At 35.0% G+C, this 16,726-nt stretch carries 17 protein-coding genes; 1 reads left to right on the forward strand and 16 read right to left on the reverse strand.

Annotated elements, in window-relative coordinates:
* Positions 1-35 precede the first annotated feature (35 nt).
* From rsmA to FGK96_RS09580, 3 genes are all read right to left on the reverse strand, one after another.
* A complete protein-coding gene (gene rsmA / locus FGK96_RS09570) occupies positions 36-908 on the reverse strand; it encodes a 16S rRNA (adenine(1518)-N(6)/adenine(1519)-N(6))-dimethyltransferase RsmA (RefSeq protein WP_138083324.1) in 873 nt (290 codons plus the stop codon).
* A 156-nt stretch (positions 909-1,064) separates the two neighbouring features.
* A complete protein-coding gene (gene rnmV / locus FGK96_RS09575; protein WP_138083325.1) occupies positions 1,065-1,655 on the reverse strand; it encodes a ribonuclease M5 in 591 nt (196 codons plus the stop codon).
* Entirely contained in the window at positions 1,624-2,400 is a 777-nt protein-coding gene (locus tag FGK96_RS09580; protein WP_138083326.1) for a TatD family hydrolase, read from the reverse strand. The genes rnmV and FGK96_RS09580 overlap by 32 nt, the downstream gene beginning before the upstream one ends.
* A gap of 224 nt (positions 2,401-2,624) precedes the next feature.
* Here FGK96_RS09580 and FGK96_RS09585 point away from each other — a divergent pair, with 224 nt between their 5' ends.
* Entirely contained in the window at positions 2,625-3,437 is an 813-nt protein-coding gene (locus tag FGK96_RS09585) for a MurR/RpiR family transcriptional regulator (protein ID WP_138083327.1), read from the forward strand.
* Between the two features lie 243 nt (positions 3,438-3,680).
* Here FGK96_RS09585 and FGK96_RS09590 read toward each other — a convergent pair whose 3' ends face one another.
* From FGK96_RS09590 to FGK96_RS09650, 13 genes are all read right to left on the reverse strand, one after another.
* Complete coding sequence (locus FGK96_RS09590; RefSeq protein ID WP_138083328.1) at positions 3,681-4,568, reverse strand: ROK family protein; 888 nt, start codon at positions 4,566-4,568, stop codon at positions 3,681-3,683.
* 6 nt (positions 4,569-4,574) lie between these two features.
* Positions 4,575-5,507 (reverse strand): dihydrodipicolinate synthase family protein, encoded by a 933-nt coding sequence (locus FGK96_RS09595; protein WP_138083329.1) that lies wholly within the window; start codon positions 5,505-5,507, stop codon positions 4,575-4,577.
* Positions 5,508-5,680: 173 nt separating this feature from the next.
* Entirely contained in the window at positions 5,681-7,039 is a 1,359-nt protein-coding gene (locus FGK96_RS09600; protein WP_138083330.1) for an ABC transporter substrate-binding protein, read from the reverse strand.
* A 54-nt stretch (positions 7,040-7,093) separates the two neighbouring features.
* Positions 7,094-7,927, reverse strand: coding sequence for a carbohydrate ABC transporter permease (locus FGK96_RS09605; protein WP_138083331.1), 834 nt, complete (start codon positions 7,925-7,927; stop codon positions 7,094-7,096).
* A 14-nt stretch (positions 7,928-7,941) separates the two neighbouring features.
* Complete coding sequence (locus FGK96_RS09610) at positions 7,942-8,817, reverse strand: carbohydrate ABC transporter permease (protein ID WP_138083332.1); 876 nt, start codon at positions 8,815-8,817, stop codon at positions 7,942-7,944.
* An 18-nt stretch (positions 8,818-8,835) separates the two neighbouring features.
* A complete protein-coding gene (locus tag FGK96_RS09615) occupies positions 8,836-9,540 on the reverse strand; it encodes an N-acetylmannosamine-6-phosphate 2-epimerase (protein ID WP_138083333.1) in 705 nt (234 codons plus the stop codon).
* A gap of 201 nt (positions 9,541-9,741) precedes the next feature.
* Positions 9,742-9,876 (reverse strand): 50S ribosomal protein L34, encoded by a 135-nt coding sequence (rpmH, locus tag FGK96_RS09620; RefSeq protein ID WP_000831903.1) that lies wholly within the window; start codon positions 9,874-9,876, stop codon positions 9,742-9,744.
* Between the two features lie 285 nt (positions 9,877-10,161).
* Positions 10,162-11,139 carry an RNA-binding cell elongation regulator Jag/EloR gene (jag, locus tag FGK96_RS09625; protein WP_138083334.1) on the reverse strand — a complete coding sequence of 326 codons (978 nt, stop codon included), beginning with the start codon at positions 11,137-11,139 and terminating at the stop codon, positions 10,162-10,164.
* Positions 11,140-11,154: 15 nt separating this feature from the next.
* The gene (locus FGK96_RS09630; RefSeq protein WP_138083335.1) at positions 11,155-11,967 is read right to left on the reverse strand and encodes a YidC/Oxa1 family membrane protein insertase; all 813 of its coding nucleotides are present in this window, start codon (positions 11,965-11,967) and stop codon (positions 11,155-11,157) included.
* Positions 11,951-12,310 (reverse strand): ribonuclease P protein component, encoded by a 360-nt coding sequence (gene rnpA / locus FGK96_RS09635; RefSeq protein ID WP_138083336.1) that lies wholly within the window; start codon positions 12,308-12,310, stop codon positions 11,951-11,953. The genes FGK96_RS09630 and rnpA overlap by 17 nt, the downstream gene beginning before the upstream one ends.
* A gap of 687 nt (positions 12,311-12,997) precedes the next feature.
* Positions 12,998-13,735: a response regulator transcription factor gene (locus tag FGK96_RS09640; protein WP_138083337.1), complete on the reverse strand. Its 738-nt coding sequence runs from the start codon at positions 13,733-13,735 to the stop codon at positions 12,998-13,000.
* 1 nt (position 13,736) lies between these two features.
* Positions 13,737-14,888 carry a histidine kinase gene (locus FGK96_RS09645; RefSeq protein ID WP_232045821.1) on the reverse strand — a complete coding sequence of 384 codons (1,152 nt, stop codon included), beginning with the start codon at positions 14,886-14,888 and terminating at the stop codon, positions 13,737-13,739.
* A gap of 159 nt (positions 14,889-15,047) precedes the next feature.
* The gene (locus tag FGK96_RS09650; RefSeq protein ID WP_138083339.1) at positions 15,048-16,394 is read right to left on the reverse strand and encodes a GHKL domain-containing protein; all 1,347 of its coding nucleotides are present in this window, start codon (positions 16,392-16,394) and stop codon (positions 15,048-15,050) included.
* Positions 16,395-16,726 lie beyond the last annotated feature (332 nt).

Below are 16,726 nucleotides of genomic sequence, written 5' to 3' on the forward strand. Positions count from 1 at the left end.
TAAAATCCCTATTCAACTGAATAGGGATTTTAGTTCTAAATACCAACTGACTTCAACGCATCAGCTAATTTTCCAAATTCTGCAATAGTTAGAGCTTCACCGCGAACATTGGCTTTAATACCTGCTAATTCTAAGGCGTTCTCTAACTTCTTTTTAGTCTCTTCAGACTTACCAAAATGACTGGTCAAGTTATTCCATAAGGTCTTACGGCGATGGACAAAACCCACTTTAACTACTCGGAAGAAGAAATCTTCATCTTGAACTTTAATTAAAGGTTCTACACGACGTTCCATTTTCAATATGGCAGAGTCAACATTTGGAGCCGGTACAAATACTGTTCTCGGCACAATGAAGGCTACTTTAGCCGCCATATAATATTGAACGGCAATTGACAAACTTCCATAGGCTTTAGTATTAGGCTCTGCTGAAATACGATCAGCGACTTCTCTTTGCATCATAACCACAAACTCTTGGAAAGGAATTTTACTTCCAATCAAATGCATTAATATTGGTGTTGTAATGTAATATGGTAAATTAGCCACCACCTTTATAGGTAATTGTGGATTTTTAAAACCTTGAATCTGTGTTTGCAAATCAGCTTTTAAGATATCCTGGTTGATAACTCGGACATTGTCAAAATCTCTGAGGGTGTCAGCTAAGATCGGGACGAGACGATCATCAATTTCGAAAGCCATAACTTCAGCTGCATTCTCTGCTAAAAATTCTGTCAGAGCACCAATACCTGGTCCAATTTCAATAACATTGACATTTTTATCAATTCTTGCCGTATCAACAATCTTTTGTAAGATATTGGTATCCGTCAAAAAGTTTTGTCCGAAAGATTTCTTAAAAGTGAAACCATGACGCTCAAGGATAGCTCTCGTAACACTGTAATCTGCAATTCTCATGTATTCTTTTTTCCCACTTCTTCTTTTCTCTATTGTAACATATTCCTTATCACATTCTATAATAGCAAGACAAGTACATTAACAAAAGTAGTGTCTTTGTATAATTAGGAAAACCGACTAAGAAAAATCATCGGACTTTCTTGTGAGTGTTGGCAGTTAGCTTTTATAGCACGCCATAGCTTCTTCGAGGTCTGCTAAGCTGATGCCAAAAAGCTCTAGTCTCTTCAAAAGTTGTTTACCATTACAGTAGCCTATTCGGAGTTGGTCCCCCAAATATTCACGTTTTTGCCGACTTTCTTTACCCAATGTGAGGCCTAAACGTACCAAGTCCCCACTTGTAACATCAAACTGATTGTCATCGTCATAGGCCTGAGTTACTTTCCTTAGTGCTTTTTGCAGATCCTCAAAAGAAGCATGTTCAATTCCTAATGACCGTCCCTTAGATTTAGATGCTGGTATAGCTTCGTTACGTTTTAAGAAAGCATGTCGAACTGTTGGCACAGCTTGCATAATAATCTTACGGATGCGTTCCCCATTATAATCTGGGTCTGTAAAAACAATCACTCCACGCAAGTTATTTAAACGGTCAATCCTCTCCAAGTCTTTCTCATTAATAGCAGAACCTTGCGTCTCATAAGTATCCACATCATAAAAGCGTCTCAAATTGGCTGTATCATCCTTGCCTTCAACCACAATAACCTCTTGAATTTTAATTTTATCTGTCAATTCTAAAGATCCTTTTCGCATTTTCTGTCGTAGCAGCAGCCACTTCCTCCACTGAAAGTCCTCGCAATTCCGCTATTTTATCGACCACAAACCGAGTATAAGCTGTGCGATTTTCCCGACCACGCTTCGGAACAGGCGCCAAGTATGGTGCATCAGTCTCCACCAAGATTTTCTCTAAAGGTAATTGCTGTGCTGCTTCTTGAATTTCTAGTGCTTTTTTGAAGGTTACCACTCCTGAGAAGGAAATCATCATGCCAAGCTCTATGAATTTGTTTGCCATTTCTAATGACCCAGAATAAGAATGCATGATACCTCCGCGAAAACCGACACCTACTTCCTTGAGAACTTGGTAAGTGTCTTCTAAAGCATCTCTTGTATGCACCACAAAAGGTAAATCATATTCTTTTGACAACTGAACTTGTCGTTTAAAAACTTTGATTTGAATCTCTTTAGGATCTTCCATCCAGTGATAATCTAAACCAATCTCACCTAAGGCTATGACTTTAGGATCTCTTAAATGCGAAACAATCATCTCTTCTATATCCTGAGTGTAGGAACCAGCTTCAGTCGGATGCCAACCAATGGTAGCATAAACTTCTGGATATTTCTGAGCCAGTGTCAGAGCACCTCCGATGGTTTCTTTATCAAAACCAACCACATTATGGTAAATTACACCCTGTTCTTTAGCCAAAGCTAGTTCTTCATCTTCCCTACCTGAAAAGTTATCACTGTTCAAATGAGTATGAGTATCAAAAATCTCAAGCATTCTTAGCTCTTCCTTTCACACAACATTGTTTGACTATTATAACATAAGTCTAAAGGTTTCACATGACTGGGTTTAACTATAATAGTTTCAAGTTGTCTTATTGGCTCTCCCTAAAGACTATAAGAAGGTGTTTGTAAATGGTAAAGTGGTACCATTGTCTTACGGTATCAGTCGCACGTCCTTTATGGTATACTGAGTTGGTAAGGTTTACAGGAGGATATAGGATGCGCAAAGACCACCGTTTGATCACTCAAATTGAAGATGCTTTAGACCAAATGACAGACCTAGAAAAAAAGATTGGCTCCTTTTTTATTGAAACAGAGTTAGATGACCAAAATCTAAAGGCAACTAATATTATAAAGCAATTACATATCTCCCAATCAACTTTGACTCGTTTTGCTAAAAAGTGTGGCTTTGCTGGTTATCGGGCTTTTTCCTTTGAATACAGCAAAAGCTTACAAGAATCCAAAGTCAATTTCCAACCTTTTCATTTGGAATTAACTAAGAGGGTTCTATTTGATTACGATGCCTTGATCAATAAAACTTACGACTTAGTGGATGAAGCTAAACTCCAAGATCTAGCTACTTGTTTTGACAAGGCAGAGCGCATCTACTTCTACGGAAAAGGAAGCTCTGCTCTTGTCGCTCAAGAAATGAAACTGCGTTTTATGCGACTTGGCTTAATTTGTGATGCTTATTCTGACACAGATGGTTTTACTTGGGCTAATAGTGTTGTCAATCAAAACTGCCTTGTCTTCGGCTTTTCTTTGTCGGGTAAAACACAGTCTGTTGTTAAGGCCCTAGACAAAGCCAGCCAAAAGGGAGCCAAAGCTATTCTCCTCACAACCAACAGTAATCAAACATTCCCAAAAGCTATTGACATTATTCCCGTTGCTTCTAATCATAAACTGAATTATGGTAATCGTATTTCGCCTCAATTTCCTCTCCTCATTATGATGGATATCATATACGCTTATGTATCAGCTATTAATAAAACTCAGAAAGAGGAAATTTTCAAAAACACCATTATAAAGTAAAAAAGTTCTAAATTCCTATTTAGAACTTTGAGAACGTAGACAAACTCCTAAAAATAAAAAGTTTGAATAGACTTACGTAAAATGACAAAATATTAAACTCTTAGAAATGTTGATATTCCAATATTTATGAGAGTTTTTGTTTTTCATGATAATAAAAAAAGATTGAAGAAAATTGTCCAAAATGGACTTTTTCTTCAATCAGAAAGTTCTAAATTCCTATTTAGAACTTTTTTATAAATGAAATTAGACTCTCTGCTTTTGTTTAAAATGGTAATAAGCCCCCATCATTCCTGCATTATTTCCGTGACTGGCAAAAACAATTTTCGTTTTTTGGGAGATACTAGAAACTAAATACTTTTCTAGAGCTTGGCTGATTTTAGGGGATAAGTAAGTTTTTTGTCCCATTATACCACCGCCTAAAACAATACATTCTGGATTCACAACATAGCATATATTAGCTATCCCTTGACACAAGTAGTCTACCAATTGATCAATTGCTGCTATACAGTGCCGATTCCCAGCTTTTGCCTCTTCAAAAATTCTTCGTCCATTCCAATCATCAGGCTGGTCACCATGTCTTTTTGCAACATCATTTATTAGTGCTGTCGTTGATGCTAAAGCTTGAAACTGATTATTATCAAGACGCATATAACCAACCTCACAAGCTGAAAAACTGCTCCCATGAAAGACTTGTGAATTCAGCAAAAAGCATCCTCCGATACCTGTTCCGATTGTTAAACAGATGGCAACTTTTGCATTTTTTGCACTACCAGAAATAGCTTCTGCTAGCCCCGCACAATTGACATCATTTTCTACTTCACATGGGATATTGAATTGCTCTTCGATTGACTTTTTAAATGATATTCCTACATAATTAGGAATTTGTGGACCTGAATAAAAAATTTCTCCTTTTTCAGGATTCACCATTCCCGCGGTAGAAATTGCTACACCTGTTAGGGGGACTTGATTGTGATAGTCTTCTACTAGGGATAAGACCTTAGCTAAGATTGTTGGTCCACCTTTTGAAGCTTGCGTTGGAATTTCTTCTTTTCTTAGAAGCTGTCCCTGATCAGTTACTAAACCATATTTTATTGCTGTTCCACCTATATCAATGGCTAAATAAAATGTCATTTTTACTCACCGACTTTCACAAAATCGTTCTTTAGCTAATCTAATAAGGGCAGCAGCTTCTTGACATATTTTATAATCGCTTTCTTCTAATTCTGTCAGAGGTGAGCGAACAGAGCCTATATCAAGCCCTTCATTAATACGCAAAACTTCTTTTATGATAGCATACATGTGCCCATGACCCGATACAAGTAACGCTATGATGTCATTGATCTGTCCTTGTAACTCATATGCTTTTTCTAACTCTTTTTCTGCTATCAGATGATTCAGTTCTAAGAACAATTCTGGCATAACTCCGTATGTCCCCCCAATACCAGCAGCAGCTCCCATTAATCGTCCTCCTAAAAACTGTTCGTCAGGACCATTAAATACAATGTGATTATCACCTCCAAGAGCTGAAAATATCTGGATATCTTGAACTGGCATTGATGAGTTTTTGACACCAATAACTTGCTTATTTTCTAACATTTTTTGATAAAGACTAGGGCTCAGAGCCGTCCCAGCAAGTTGTGGAATATTATAGATGATAAAATCAGTAGCTGGAGCTGCTTTTGAAATTCGGTTCCAATAGTCAGCAACAGCATAATCAGGCAATTTGAAATAGATTGGCGGAATAGCTGCTATAGCATCAACTCCCAAGCCCTCAGCATGTTCTGCTAATTCAATGCTATCCTTAGTGTTATTACAAGCTACATGGTTGATTATTGTTAATTTTCCTTTTGCAACTGCCATGACATTCTCTAGAACACATTTTCGGTCCTCTACACTTTGATAGATACATTCTCCTGAAGAACCATTAACATATAAGCCCTTAACACCTTTTTTAACAAAATAAGTTGTTAGTGCTTGAACGGCTCTAGGATCAATTTGACCTTCCTTATCATAGCAAGCATAAAACGCCGGAATTACTCCTTGGTATTTGACTAATTTTCCTGATGGCATCGCCAACTCCTTTCCTGTATTTTCTCACACCTAACACTCCAAAACTAGCTGAAAACTTCCGCTAATGCTATTGATTTATCCCTATTTCCACGAAAATTTTAACTTAATCTTAAACTTTATGAGATTATCATGGAGCCATTAATCAGTACAGTGTCCAAAACCTTATTATTTTCTTATTTATCGTTTAGGATTTTTGAGCGCTTTATTCCTTGAGAAATAGCCTTATTGCCTTTCTCTACAAACGTATCAAGAGCTTCTTTTGAAGTTTTTTCACCAGTTAATACAGCCTGAATTTCTGGGAACAAGGCATTTCTAACTTCTACATATCCTGACGTATTATTAGAAAAGTTAATAACATACTGATCATTATTAATATAAGTTTCTAGCATTGGATGGTTTGCTTTTTCTTGCTCAACCAGTGATTTCCGTACAGGCATAAAGTTCATACTTGCTTTAACTAACTCTTTATTTTCAGAATAATATTTAACAAAATCTCTTGCTAGTTTTTGTCGTTTATCACCATTTGTATTAAAGACTGCTGATCCTAAAACGTATGTGAATGACTTAGGTCCATCTATACTTGGAATATTGGCTAAGCGTGCATCAAATTTATTGACTGTTCCTGCTGACATACTGTCAAGCATCCCTTTATACAATACCGCGTTGGTAAAACTAATTGCTATCTTCTTATTTTGGAACATAGCATTGACATCATTACTTGTTAATGATTCTGCACCAGAGGTAATCATTTTTTTAGCATTTAATTCCTTGATATAATCTAGAGCTTCGATACCCTTTTTATCATTCACGTTGAGTTTCCCTGACTTATCAAAGAAGCTACTTCCATACATTCTTAAATACATCATGGTCCAAGTATCACCTTGATTATTTTTAGCATAGAAGCCTAACGGTGTGGCATGAATATCACTTTCTTTCAATTTTTTCAAAATCGTTTGAAAATCATCAAGAGACCAATTAGCGATCTTATCTTTATCGGCAATATATTTTTGAAGACCCGCTTTTTCAAACATTTCAGCGTTGTAAGCTAGCATTCCTGGATTTTGAGCAAATGGATAAAAGTAGGTTTTATGGTTAATTGTCACATTATCCCAGACCGATTTAGAAATATCAGCTTTATTTTTATGATCAATAGTGGCATCAAGCGGTGCTAGTAATCCTTGATGAGCTAAGTCAGAGATAGCGAAAGTTGATTCGAAAAATATATCAGGCAAAGTTTTCGTTTGTGTCGCCACACTTAATTTACTATCACGCTCTTCACCAGGAATAACTTGAATAGAAATTTTTTTACCGGGATGCTCTTTTTCATACATTTTAGCGGCTGTTTTAAAGAAACTATCATAATCCGCTCCTTTTTCATCCCCTTTATAAGTTCCTTTCCATTGTGGGGTTAACCAAACTTCTATTTCATTTTGGTCTTTTTTCTTTTTATCAGCTTCTTTTGTAGAACAAGCTGTCAACCCAAGCAGAGGGACTAGTGCAACGGTTACTAAGCGTAAAATACTCTTTTTCATACTTTTTTCCTTTCAAAATAGATAGACATCTTAGCAGCAAAGCCAGTAAAAATTTTATTCTTTTAGGGCACCATCAGTAGCTCCCTTTATAAAAAATCGCTGAAACAAAAAGAAAATTACAAGCATTGGAAGCGCAGCAATTGCTGCCCCAGCTACCTTTAAGCCGATATTAGGGTTAATATCTTGTTGAAGACTTGCAACACCGATAGTTAAAGTTTTCATCTCCTTACTTCGAGCCATTAATAGTTGCCATAAATAGTCATTCCAAGCAGTGACAAAGTTCAAGATGAAGAGGGCACCAATCCCTGGCTTAACAATAGGTAACATCAACTTGGTAAAAATAGTCCATTCACTCGCACCATCTAATTTTGCTGATTCGCGAATAGATTCTGGAATCACTTTAAAATAGGAATAGAGCATAAAGGTTCCAAAACCTGTTGCTAAATTCGGAACAACCATGGACTGATAGGTATCTACCCAGTGTAATTTTTCAATAATATCAAATAGAGGGACAATAAAAGTTTCCTTTGGAATCATGATTGAAGCAATAACAACAATAAAGAAAACTGTTTTTCCTTTAAAGTGAAGTTTAGAAAAACCGTAGGCTGCAAGAGCTGAAATGTAGACACTTAATAGAGCTGTCATAAACGAAACAACAAAACTATTGAAAATCCACCTTAACGTTGGCTGACCTTTAAAGAGTTCAGCTAAATTTCCTAAGTACCACTGTTTGGGCAAAATATCAGGTGGCATCTGATAGATTCCTGAGGAGGTTTTAAAAGTATTAGTTAGTAACCAAAACAGAGGCAGTAAAAACAAAATAGCCAATATAAAGACGATGATATTAGTAATTAAATCAAATCCCTCCATGCGCTTTAATTTTTTCACACAAACACCTCCCACTAGTTTGTTTTAATAAATGATCGCAATTGAGGAACACTTAATAACAAAGCAATCAAGAACATTAATACACCAATTGCCGCAGCTACCCCTGTATTATTGTAAACAAAAGCATTCTGATAAAGATAATACATCATTGTAACTGAAGCATTATTTGGACCTCCACCGGTTAACAGTTGAATAACAACAAAAATTTTCAGAACTGCAATAATGTTAATAACGACTAAGTATGCTGTCGTTGGTCTAACCAAAGGAATAATAATATGACGAATCCGTTGCCACCTCGTGGCACCATCTAATTGAGCCGCTTCAAAATAGTCTTGAGAAATCCCAATCATGGTGGCCAAATAGAGGATAATTGCTTGTCCAACATTTCCCACAAAGGTCACAAAGACAATAATTGGCATTACAGTTTTTGTATTCCCTAAAAGGTTAAGGTGTCCTACTCCAAAATGTTCAAAGTAAAAACTAATCAAACCATTTGAAGGGTTTAACAAGAAATTCCAAACAATACTCATAACTACCATTGAAACCATAACGGGTAAATAATAGGCACCGCGAATGAAAGAGACGTATTTACTATTTTTGTCATAAACAGTCGTTGCGACAAATAAAGCAAATAAGATTGTCAATATGACAATAGCTACAACAAAGAAAACAGTATTTAAAATTGATTTGACAAAGACTGTATCTTGCAAAAGGTGGCTAAAGTTCTCAAACCCGACAAAATAAGAATCCACCCCATAAACAGAGTATAAACTCATCTTAAATCCTTTAATAACAGGATAAAGGATGAATATCAACATTAAAAGCATCTGCGGACCAATAAATAAATAACCAAGGTAATCTTGCTTTGTTTTTATTAGATGTTTCTGCACGAGCAATCCCTTTCTACGCTACGATTTCAAGACCTTTATAAATCGCTGAGCAATTTCTTTTGGCCTAGTAATGGCACCGCCAATAACAATGCCAGCAACCCCCAACTCGTGAACTTTTTTCAAATCAGCTGGCGTGTGTATCTTCCCTTCAGCTATAACAGGAATTCCTTCTTTACAGAGATCAGCCATCAACTCTAAATCCGGTCCATCTTCTTGTCTACTATAAGAGGTATAGCCAGATAAAGTTGTTCCTACAAAATCAACCCCCGCCTCATAAGCTAGAATCCCCTCTTCGTAGGTACTGATATCAGCCATTAATAACTGATGAGGATATTTCGCTCTAACTTCTTTGATAAACTGCTCAATACTTTTTTGATCAAAGCGTTCACGACGAGTACAATCAAAAGCAATGACAGCAATCTCAAGTGCAGCCAGTTGATCCACCTCACTCATAGTGGCCGTTATAAAGGGTTCTTGAGGAGGATAATCTTTTTTTATAATACCAATAATTGGCAAGTCAGTGACCTCTTTGATTTCTTTAATATCCCTAACAGAATTAGCTCTTATCCCAACAGCTCCTGCTTCTTGGGCAGCTTTTGCCATCAGAGGCATCACCCCTCCCTCTTCACTATAAAGAGGTTCTCCCGGCAAAGCCTGACAAGAGATGATAATGCCATCTTTAATTTGTCTTAAAAACCCTGTTTTTGTCATATAACCTGGCATCTTTTCTCCTTTTTTTGTTTTTTTAGAGAACGTTCACAATCCTTATTATAACAACAATAAAAGCGTTTTCAATAGTTTAGAGCCATTTAGAAAATACTTTCGCAAATTTAACATTTCCGCCTTCTTTTGAAAGTATTTTCAAGATGCAAAAAAACCAAGAGTCTCGAGCACTCTTGGTTTGATTTTATATTGTATTCGCAATTATGCAGATAATACTTTACGCCCTTTACGACGACGGCTAGCTAGCACGCGACGTCCGTTTTTTGTTGACATACGGTGACGGAATCCGTGTTTACGTTGACGACGGATTTTACTTGGTTGATAAGTACGTTTCACAGTGAATACCTCCTCATAGATTTTCGTATTCGTTTAGCCGGCTATTGTGATATCAGTTACTAAACATACCTTAATATTCTATTATATATCCTGTCCCTTGTCAAGGTCTATTTCTTATTTTTGTTTTTGATGACAAGGTTGTGATATAGCTTTTATTGTCTTTTCTACTAACTTCCAGGAAGGCTCTAGCTATCTCTCTTATGATGGTTTAAAAAACTGATAGAGGACTCTGATTAATCAAAAAAGCTCTAAGTTTCTCAGACACTTAGAGCTTTTATCACTGATTTAACTTTCAATACTAACAACCACATAACGATTAGGATCATTTCCTTCAGAAAAACTTTCCACACCCTCAATGTTAGCAATTGTTTTATGAACAATTTTGCGCTCGCTATTACTCATCGGATCCATTGTGTAATTTTCTCGACTTTCAAGTACACGACTAGCTACTTTCTGAGTAAAATCAATCAAGGTTTCAGTCCGATGCTCAACATAGTCATGAACGTTCAAGGCAACTGAAAAGTTCCTTGAATAGCGATCATGTAAAAAGTTTTGTGCTAAAAGTTGTAACGATTTTAAAACTTTTCCATGATAACCAATTACGCGTCCAGCTTCCTGCGTGTCAATTTTTAGATTAATTTGACGTCTCGTGTAACTCTTTTCAATAGTCGCTTCAATATCCATTTCATAGATAATCTTTGTCACATAGTCAGCGACTTCTTCAGTTGCTTTTTCGATATCCTTACTGGTAGTGTTCTCTGAAAAGTCACTCGTCACAAAAGCTTCAAAAGAAGCATCTGCTTGGTTATGGTTTATTTCAACTGCATCTTCGTTTTCTTCCACCAATGAAGTCTCTGTAGCAACAGAGTTGTTTTGCGAGTCATCTATTTGTTGATCTATTTTAACACTTCGAGCTTGATTTGCTAGATCTCTGTCAGTGACTGAGGCTTCTAAAGAATCTGTCTTGTCATCTCCGGTTGGACTATTTATACCTTCTCTAGTCAATTGTTCTGGATTAACAACTGGTGCATTTTGACGGTTAATTTCGTCGGGCACCCCACGAACAGCCTTTTTATCAGCTTTATAAACGGTTTTATCACTAATTCCTTCAACATCAACCTGCGCAAGCTTTTTACCAATCCCTAAAAATCCTTTTTTCTCCTTAGAGATAACACGGATATGTGCCTTTAGGCGCGGAATTTGCAAGTCTTTTAAGCCTGTCTCAATCGCTTCTTCAACTGTTTTACCTGTATATAAGGCCATAAAAAATACTCCCTATTATTTTCTTTGTTTTAATGCTTTTTTGCGCGCTCGTCTCTCTCTAAGACGACGTTCTTTCGCTTCTGCTGCTTGACGGTCTCTTTCAGCGATGATTTTAAACGGATTATTCAACAAGAGTAACTGGAAAACTTGGAAGGCATTTGAAATTACCCAATAAAGAACGACCCCACTAGCTAACTTAAATCCCATAAAAAAAATCATCACGGGCATCATATAGGTCATTACTGTCATAACCATATTTTTTTCTTTAGCCGCAAGATTGGTTAACCAACTCGATAAAAAAGTGAAGAGCGCTGCCAGGATAGGTAAAATATACAGGTGATCATGTTGCGCGAGCTCTGTCCATAAAAAAGTACCTGTTTTAAGAAAAGGAACTCTTGTTAATGCTTGGAAGAGGGCTATCATGATAGGCATCTGTATAATAAGCGGAAATAAACTTGCATACGGGTTAACACCGTTACTCTTATATAGAGCCTGCGTCTCGTCTGCCAATGCCATGCGACTTTCGCTGTCTTTCCCTGGATATTTAGCTTGAATTTTTTTGAGTTCAGGCTGTAAATCTTGCATTTTTTGACTTGATTTAATTTGAATATTAAATAAAGGCATAAGCAAGACGCGAATCAAGATAGTAAAGAGAATAATTCCTACACCAATGGATCCATTAAAGGATAACCATTGTACAGATTTGGCAAAAAAATAAACCAACTGATCCCAGCCACTTGTGGAGTGGGCAGAAATATCATTTCTCCCACATGCAACGAGTAAGATTGCCAGAGGAAGCAATCCTGCTATTTTAATTTTCTTTTTCACTTTCAAAACCTTCCTCGAGTAATTTTGCTAGTTTTAAGACATGTTTTAAATTTTGTCTTAAAGCCTGATAATCCAAATCTTCAACACCTCTTCTTGCAACCACAACAAAATCATCTTCTTTAAGATGATTCTTAAATTCCATAAGGACATGGCGAATTTTTCGCTTGATTGCGTTTCGGGTCACAGCGTTGCCAAGGCGTTTGCTAACCGAAATTCCCACTCTAAAGTGGGCTTGTTTTTTTTCTAAAAAATGGATGACGAATTTTCGATTTGCTGTGCTTTCCCCTCCACCAAAGATGGCTTGAAAATCTTTCTCACGCTTGACACGATAGGATTTTTTCAAAACTTAACTCCAATTATCTAAATTAGTATCATTATACCATAAAAAACAAAAAAGCCTCAACTCTATTCATTTCAGGCTTAAAAGAGGGCTATCTACCTTTTCCTCTATGTCTAATTGTTAAACAGTGTAATTTACTTTCATAGCCTTGATTAACTTTCATTTTAAAAGAAGGTAGATTTTTGAATTAGGTTGGCTAGGGAAATGTTGCATATTTATCCTAAAATACATGAAAAATAAAAATGTTTTTACATTTTAAGTTTCCTAACAATAGGTGATTAGTTAATCGCAAAATTATCTAATTTTTCACTGATAAGAAAGTAATTATTTAAAAATGATTACCATAATTGTAAGCCATGAGAAGTGGTTTACCATCTGATTGTTCTGAAATAAGAATGATAAGAAAAGAAAAAGCCTAGAATACTCTAGGCTTCACTGATAAAATCAGTTTCATATCCAAACAAAGACAAATTTTAGTCGTAACCATCAGTAAAGTTAAATCAAAAATACTATTTGTTTTTATGGAGAGAGAGAGAAAACAATATTTTGATTGAATTGGGGAATAACTTCATGATTTGAGACGACTTCAGTCTTTATCTATAACACTATTATAAATAAAAATACAGTTTTTTGAGTTATTTTTCCTAAAATGTCAAAAATTCGTCCTGAAATGTTAACTTTTTAACTTCTTTAGGTAAGTAATTCCCATTGTTCAATTAAATTCTTTATTTTTAAGCGCGAAACTAGGCAGGAATCTCCATTTTCAAAGTACACCAATTGACGCGGTTTGTCTATTCGCACTACATTTTCCAAATTTATTAAAAAAGAACGGTGACAAAGAAATAGCTTAGGAGCAACTTCTTGAATTTCTGCTAAATTACCATAGAACTCTAAACGTTCTGTCTGAGTCCAAAGGCAAACTTTATGAGGAGTTGTTGAAGTAGCAAAATACAAAATATCTTTATAGGGCAATCGAAGACGAGTTTGAGGTGTTTCAAACAAAAACACCTCCTCTGTCTCATGGCTTGACATCATTTGTCTCGCATAGAGGATACATTCTTGAATTTGTTCTTTAAATTGGACATTATCAACAGCTTTATCAATAAAGTCAAGGGCTGAAACCTTATATTTGAATGAAATAGGAGCAAATTCAGAATGCGTTGTAACAAAGACAATAATCGCATTAGTATCTAACTTCCTAATCTCTGCCGCTAATTCTAAGCCTCTCTTTGTTTCACCATTGATATCAATATCCAAGAAAAAAAGTTGATGTTCCCCACGTTCATGAATGCTATCTAGGAGCTTTTTAGGACTTGAAAAAACCTCCATATATGATTTCGTTATTTTCTGCTCTTTTAAAATCTCTTCAATGATAGACTCAATCCGACCTTGTTGGATGTAGTCATCTTCTAATATAAAAATATTCATTCTAATCATCCATTTCTAAACATTGTCTTAAGCGGTAATGATCACTTTTTGAGGAAAAAACTGCTTTGGGATAGTCAGCTAGTATGTCAAAAATATAGACCGAACTTTCTGACATTTCACTTTCAGACTTTCTTCTATTGTCGTCAAATAATTGACTGATGTCAACTCTCTTTACTTTTGTACTATTTTCAATAATGAAAAACTGCTTCTTACCCTGATAGAAATAGGCAACTGAGATAAACGGCCTTCTGCTACCTTTTGCTGTCATAATCGCATGATCGAATAATTTTGATAAAAGTGGTACTAAATCTAATATTTCAATATAGTTTTCACTTATAGTATCAGGAATTTCTAGATAAACATCAATTTCCTGCTGCTTTGCCTCAAGTAACTTTGCATTAATCAATGATTTAATAACAGCTTCTTTTATGTTTCCTAAAGAATTGAAATCTGGTCCTAAAACCTCCATAGCTTTGCCAGATTCTCTAACAATATTACGATAAACATATGAAATATCAGCAAGATTGCCACGATCAATACTATCTTTTAAACTAATCATAATATTTTCAGAATCATGTTTTATCGTTCGAATATCACGATAGAGTTGCTCAATATGATTATTGTAATTTTCTAAATAAAGAACCCTCTCTCTTTCCGCTTGTCTAATTTCAGCTTTTAGTTGATCTTTAGCAAAGCGGTCTAATTTTATAACCACAGTCATCATAATAACTAAATAAATAAAAATAAATAAAGTTCGATAATTTAAGAAATAGGATTGATAAACTGTGTCAAAATGAGCAAAAAAGTGAATGATTAAATAATAGGCCACCATAGCAAAATTCATACCGATTAACCATGTTTTAAGTTTATTATGGGAAATAAACCTTATCAGGTTAAAATTAAATCCAAACATAAAATTAAAAAGATTAGCTACTGGAAGAATTAATAGGTAGGAAAACTCTAGTAACGTAAAATTAGAAACAATCTTGTCCCCCGTCAAACCAGTCACAATAGGTAAAATAATCCCTGATATTACTCGAAATACCACTTCTACAAGCATGACCGAAAAAAAACCATAAAAAATATGTTCTGACCATCTTTTACTCGGGTGAACAAAGTAGCTAACAAGCACTAACAATATCGGATCTACCATAATAAAGCTAGCTGTCAAAAAGTTTAAAATTAAAAAAATAATAAAAAGTCCAGAAATTTTATATAGGGATAATGAGATACTAGTGCATTTTTGAAAAATGAACCAATCTGCCATAAACACAATAAAACAAAACAGAATAACCTGCAAATTGTTCACCATTTAGACTCCGCTTTCTTTTGTAATTGTTATGAGCTGTTGAAAAGTATAATCCTTACTTTGAGTACTTAAACTTAGATTAGAGTATTTTTGTACGATGTTTAAAACGTTAGCTAATCCGATTCCTCGTCCTTTACCTTTTGTTGAAACTCCCTCTTTAAAAATCCGATTAATATTAACTCGCTTTTCTAAACAGGAGTTTGCAACAACCAAAATCTGTTTCCCCTCTGATTTAAAATAAGCAATAGTGATTGTTTTAGCTGCTGACTCAATTGCAGCTTCAATAGCATTATCACAGAAAATAGATATGAGAAGTAAGAGGTCGAAACGAGAAATATAAGTATTATTAATGTAATCTGGCACCTCTAGATTAACTGTTATCCCTAATTTTTCAGCCTTTATAATTTTTGCCGATAAGAGACTCTTAATAGAAGGCATGCCTATATTACTCAATTTTGAAATATTATAGTGCTTATCATCCCAATATTCTCTAGCTTCTGTAACCGTAGACTCATAGACATTTCGGATTAAGGAAATATCTTCTGCTTCGATAGTTTTCCCTAAAATAACTAGTTTGTTAAAATAAGTATCTTTAAAAACGGTAATTTCCTTATACAACTTTTCCAAATGATTACCATACTGCACTAAATTTTCGATGTAGTTCTCTTTTTCTCTTCTCAATGCTCTTTCTAAATGTAGCTTAGAGAGGCGATTAAAATAAGCTAGCAAAAATAAAAAAATTATCGAAAATGTCAGATAAAAAATTTGATAGGATCGAGGGAGACTATTTGGATACAGATAAAACAGAAATGGATCTTCAAAACCTAAAATTAGAAAAATATCAATATAGTAAGCAAAGATAAAAATCAGCATAATCGCAACAAATCGTTTAGCATCTTCAGAATGTTCATTTTCATATATTTTTTTATAATCCTTACCAATCAAATATGAAAACAGTTGGAGACTTGGAAAGAGCAAAAGATAAGCCAACAAATTGATCCACAAATGATCTGTCACCTGAACATGTATCTGAAAAAGATAAGGAATCAAGCAAGAGGCTAAAAAGCGTGACACCAAATCTACAAAGACACTAGGAGCCAACGCTAGATATAAGGTTCGATAGCTGAACACACGGTACCCATGTATAATTAAGATTACCCAAAAGAGCAAAGGATCAATTAAGAGCGGAGCTAATACAGGCACTTGATTAAAGAATAAAGCAACTGCTGTAATCAACATTTTTTTCCAAAAAGAAAGTTTTAAATCTGAAAAAAAACTCAGAACACTAATCTCAGAAAAATAAAACACTATAATAGATAGTTGAAATCCTAGTAACTGAATGGGCGTCATTGGACTTCCTTTCCTCGTTATTTATGTAACCCATATATTCTATCATATATAGTTCTCAAGAATTATACCTTTTTTATTACAAATATTTCAAAAACAGATATTACTTTCAGCAACTACTCCTAAAATTGTCTTATTGCTTATCTAGAAAGCTCTGTCCAAAACATCTCTAAACAAATAGAAACTTAAAATATCCTCTTTATAAGTCTGTTACAAAAAAAATTATGATAGAAAATTTTCTATCAACCTTTGATATATATAACTAACGATATCATTACAGCTACTTCATAATTAACTAGTCTTAAAGAGAAAAAGAGAAGACCTGATTGGTCCTC

Origin of the sequence: Streptococcus porcinus, from assembly GCF_901542335.1 — a bacterium.
Lineage (GTDB): Bacteria > Bacillota > Bacilli > Lactobacillales > Streptococcaceae > Streptococcus > Streptococcus porcinus_A.

Coding starts and splice junctions, on each gene's coding strand:
- rsmA (WP_138083324.1), bottom strand. CDS start 908: ATGAGAATTGCAGATTACAGTGTTACGAGAGCTATCCTTGAGCGTCAT.
- rnmV (WP_138083325.1), bottom strand. CDS start 1,655: ATGCGAAAAGGATCTTTAGAATTGACAGATAAAATTAAAATTCAAGAG.
- FGK96_RS09580 (WP_138083326.1), bottom strand. CDS start 2,400: ATGCTTGAGATTTTTGATACTCATACTCATTTGAACAGTGATAACTTT.
- FGK96_RS09585 (WP_138083327.1), top strand. CDS start 2,625: ATGCGCAAAGACCACCGTTTGATCACTCAAATTGAAGATGCTTTAGAC.
- FGK96_RS09590 (WP_138083328.1), bottom strand. CDS start 4,568: ATGACATTTTATTTAGCCATTGATATAGGTGGAACAGCAATAAAATAT.
- FGK96_RS09595 (WP_138083329.1), bottom strand. CDS start 5,507: ATGCCATCAGGAAAATTAGTCAAATACCAAGGAGTAATTCCGGCGTTT.
- FGK96_RS09600 (WP_138083330.1), bottom strand. CDS start 7,039: ATGAAAAAGAGTATTTTACGCTTAGTAACCGTTGCACTAGTCCCTCTG.
- FGK96_RS09615 (WP_138083333.1), bottom strand. CDS start 9,540: ATGCCAGGTTATATGACAAAAACAGGGTTTTTAAGACAAATTAAAGAT.
- jag (WP_138083334.1), bottom strand. CDS start 11,139: ATGGCCTTATATACAGGTAAAACAGTTGAAGAAGCGATTGAGACAGGC.
- FGK96_RS09640 (WP_138083337.1), bottom strand. CDS start 13,735: ATGAATATTTTTATATTAGAAGATGACTACATCCAACAAGGTCGGATT.
- FGK96_RS09645 (WP_232045821.1), bottom strand. CDS start 14,888: ATGGTAGATCCGATATTGTTAGTGCTTGTTAGCTACTTTGTTCACCCG.
- FGK96_RS09650 (WP_138083339.1), bottom strand. CDS start 16,394: ATGACGCCCATTCAGTTACTAGGATTTCAACTATCTATTATAGTGTTT.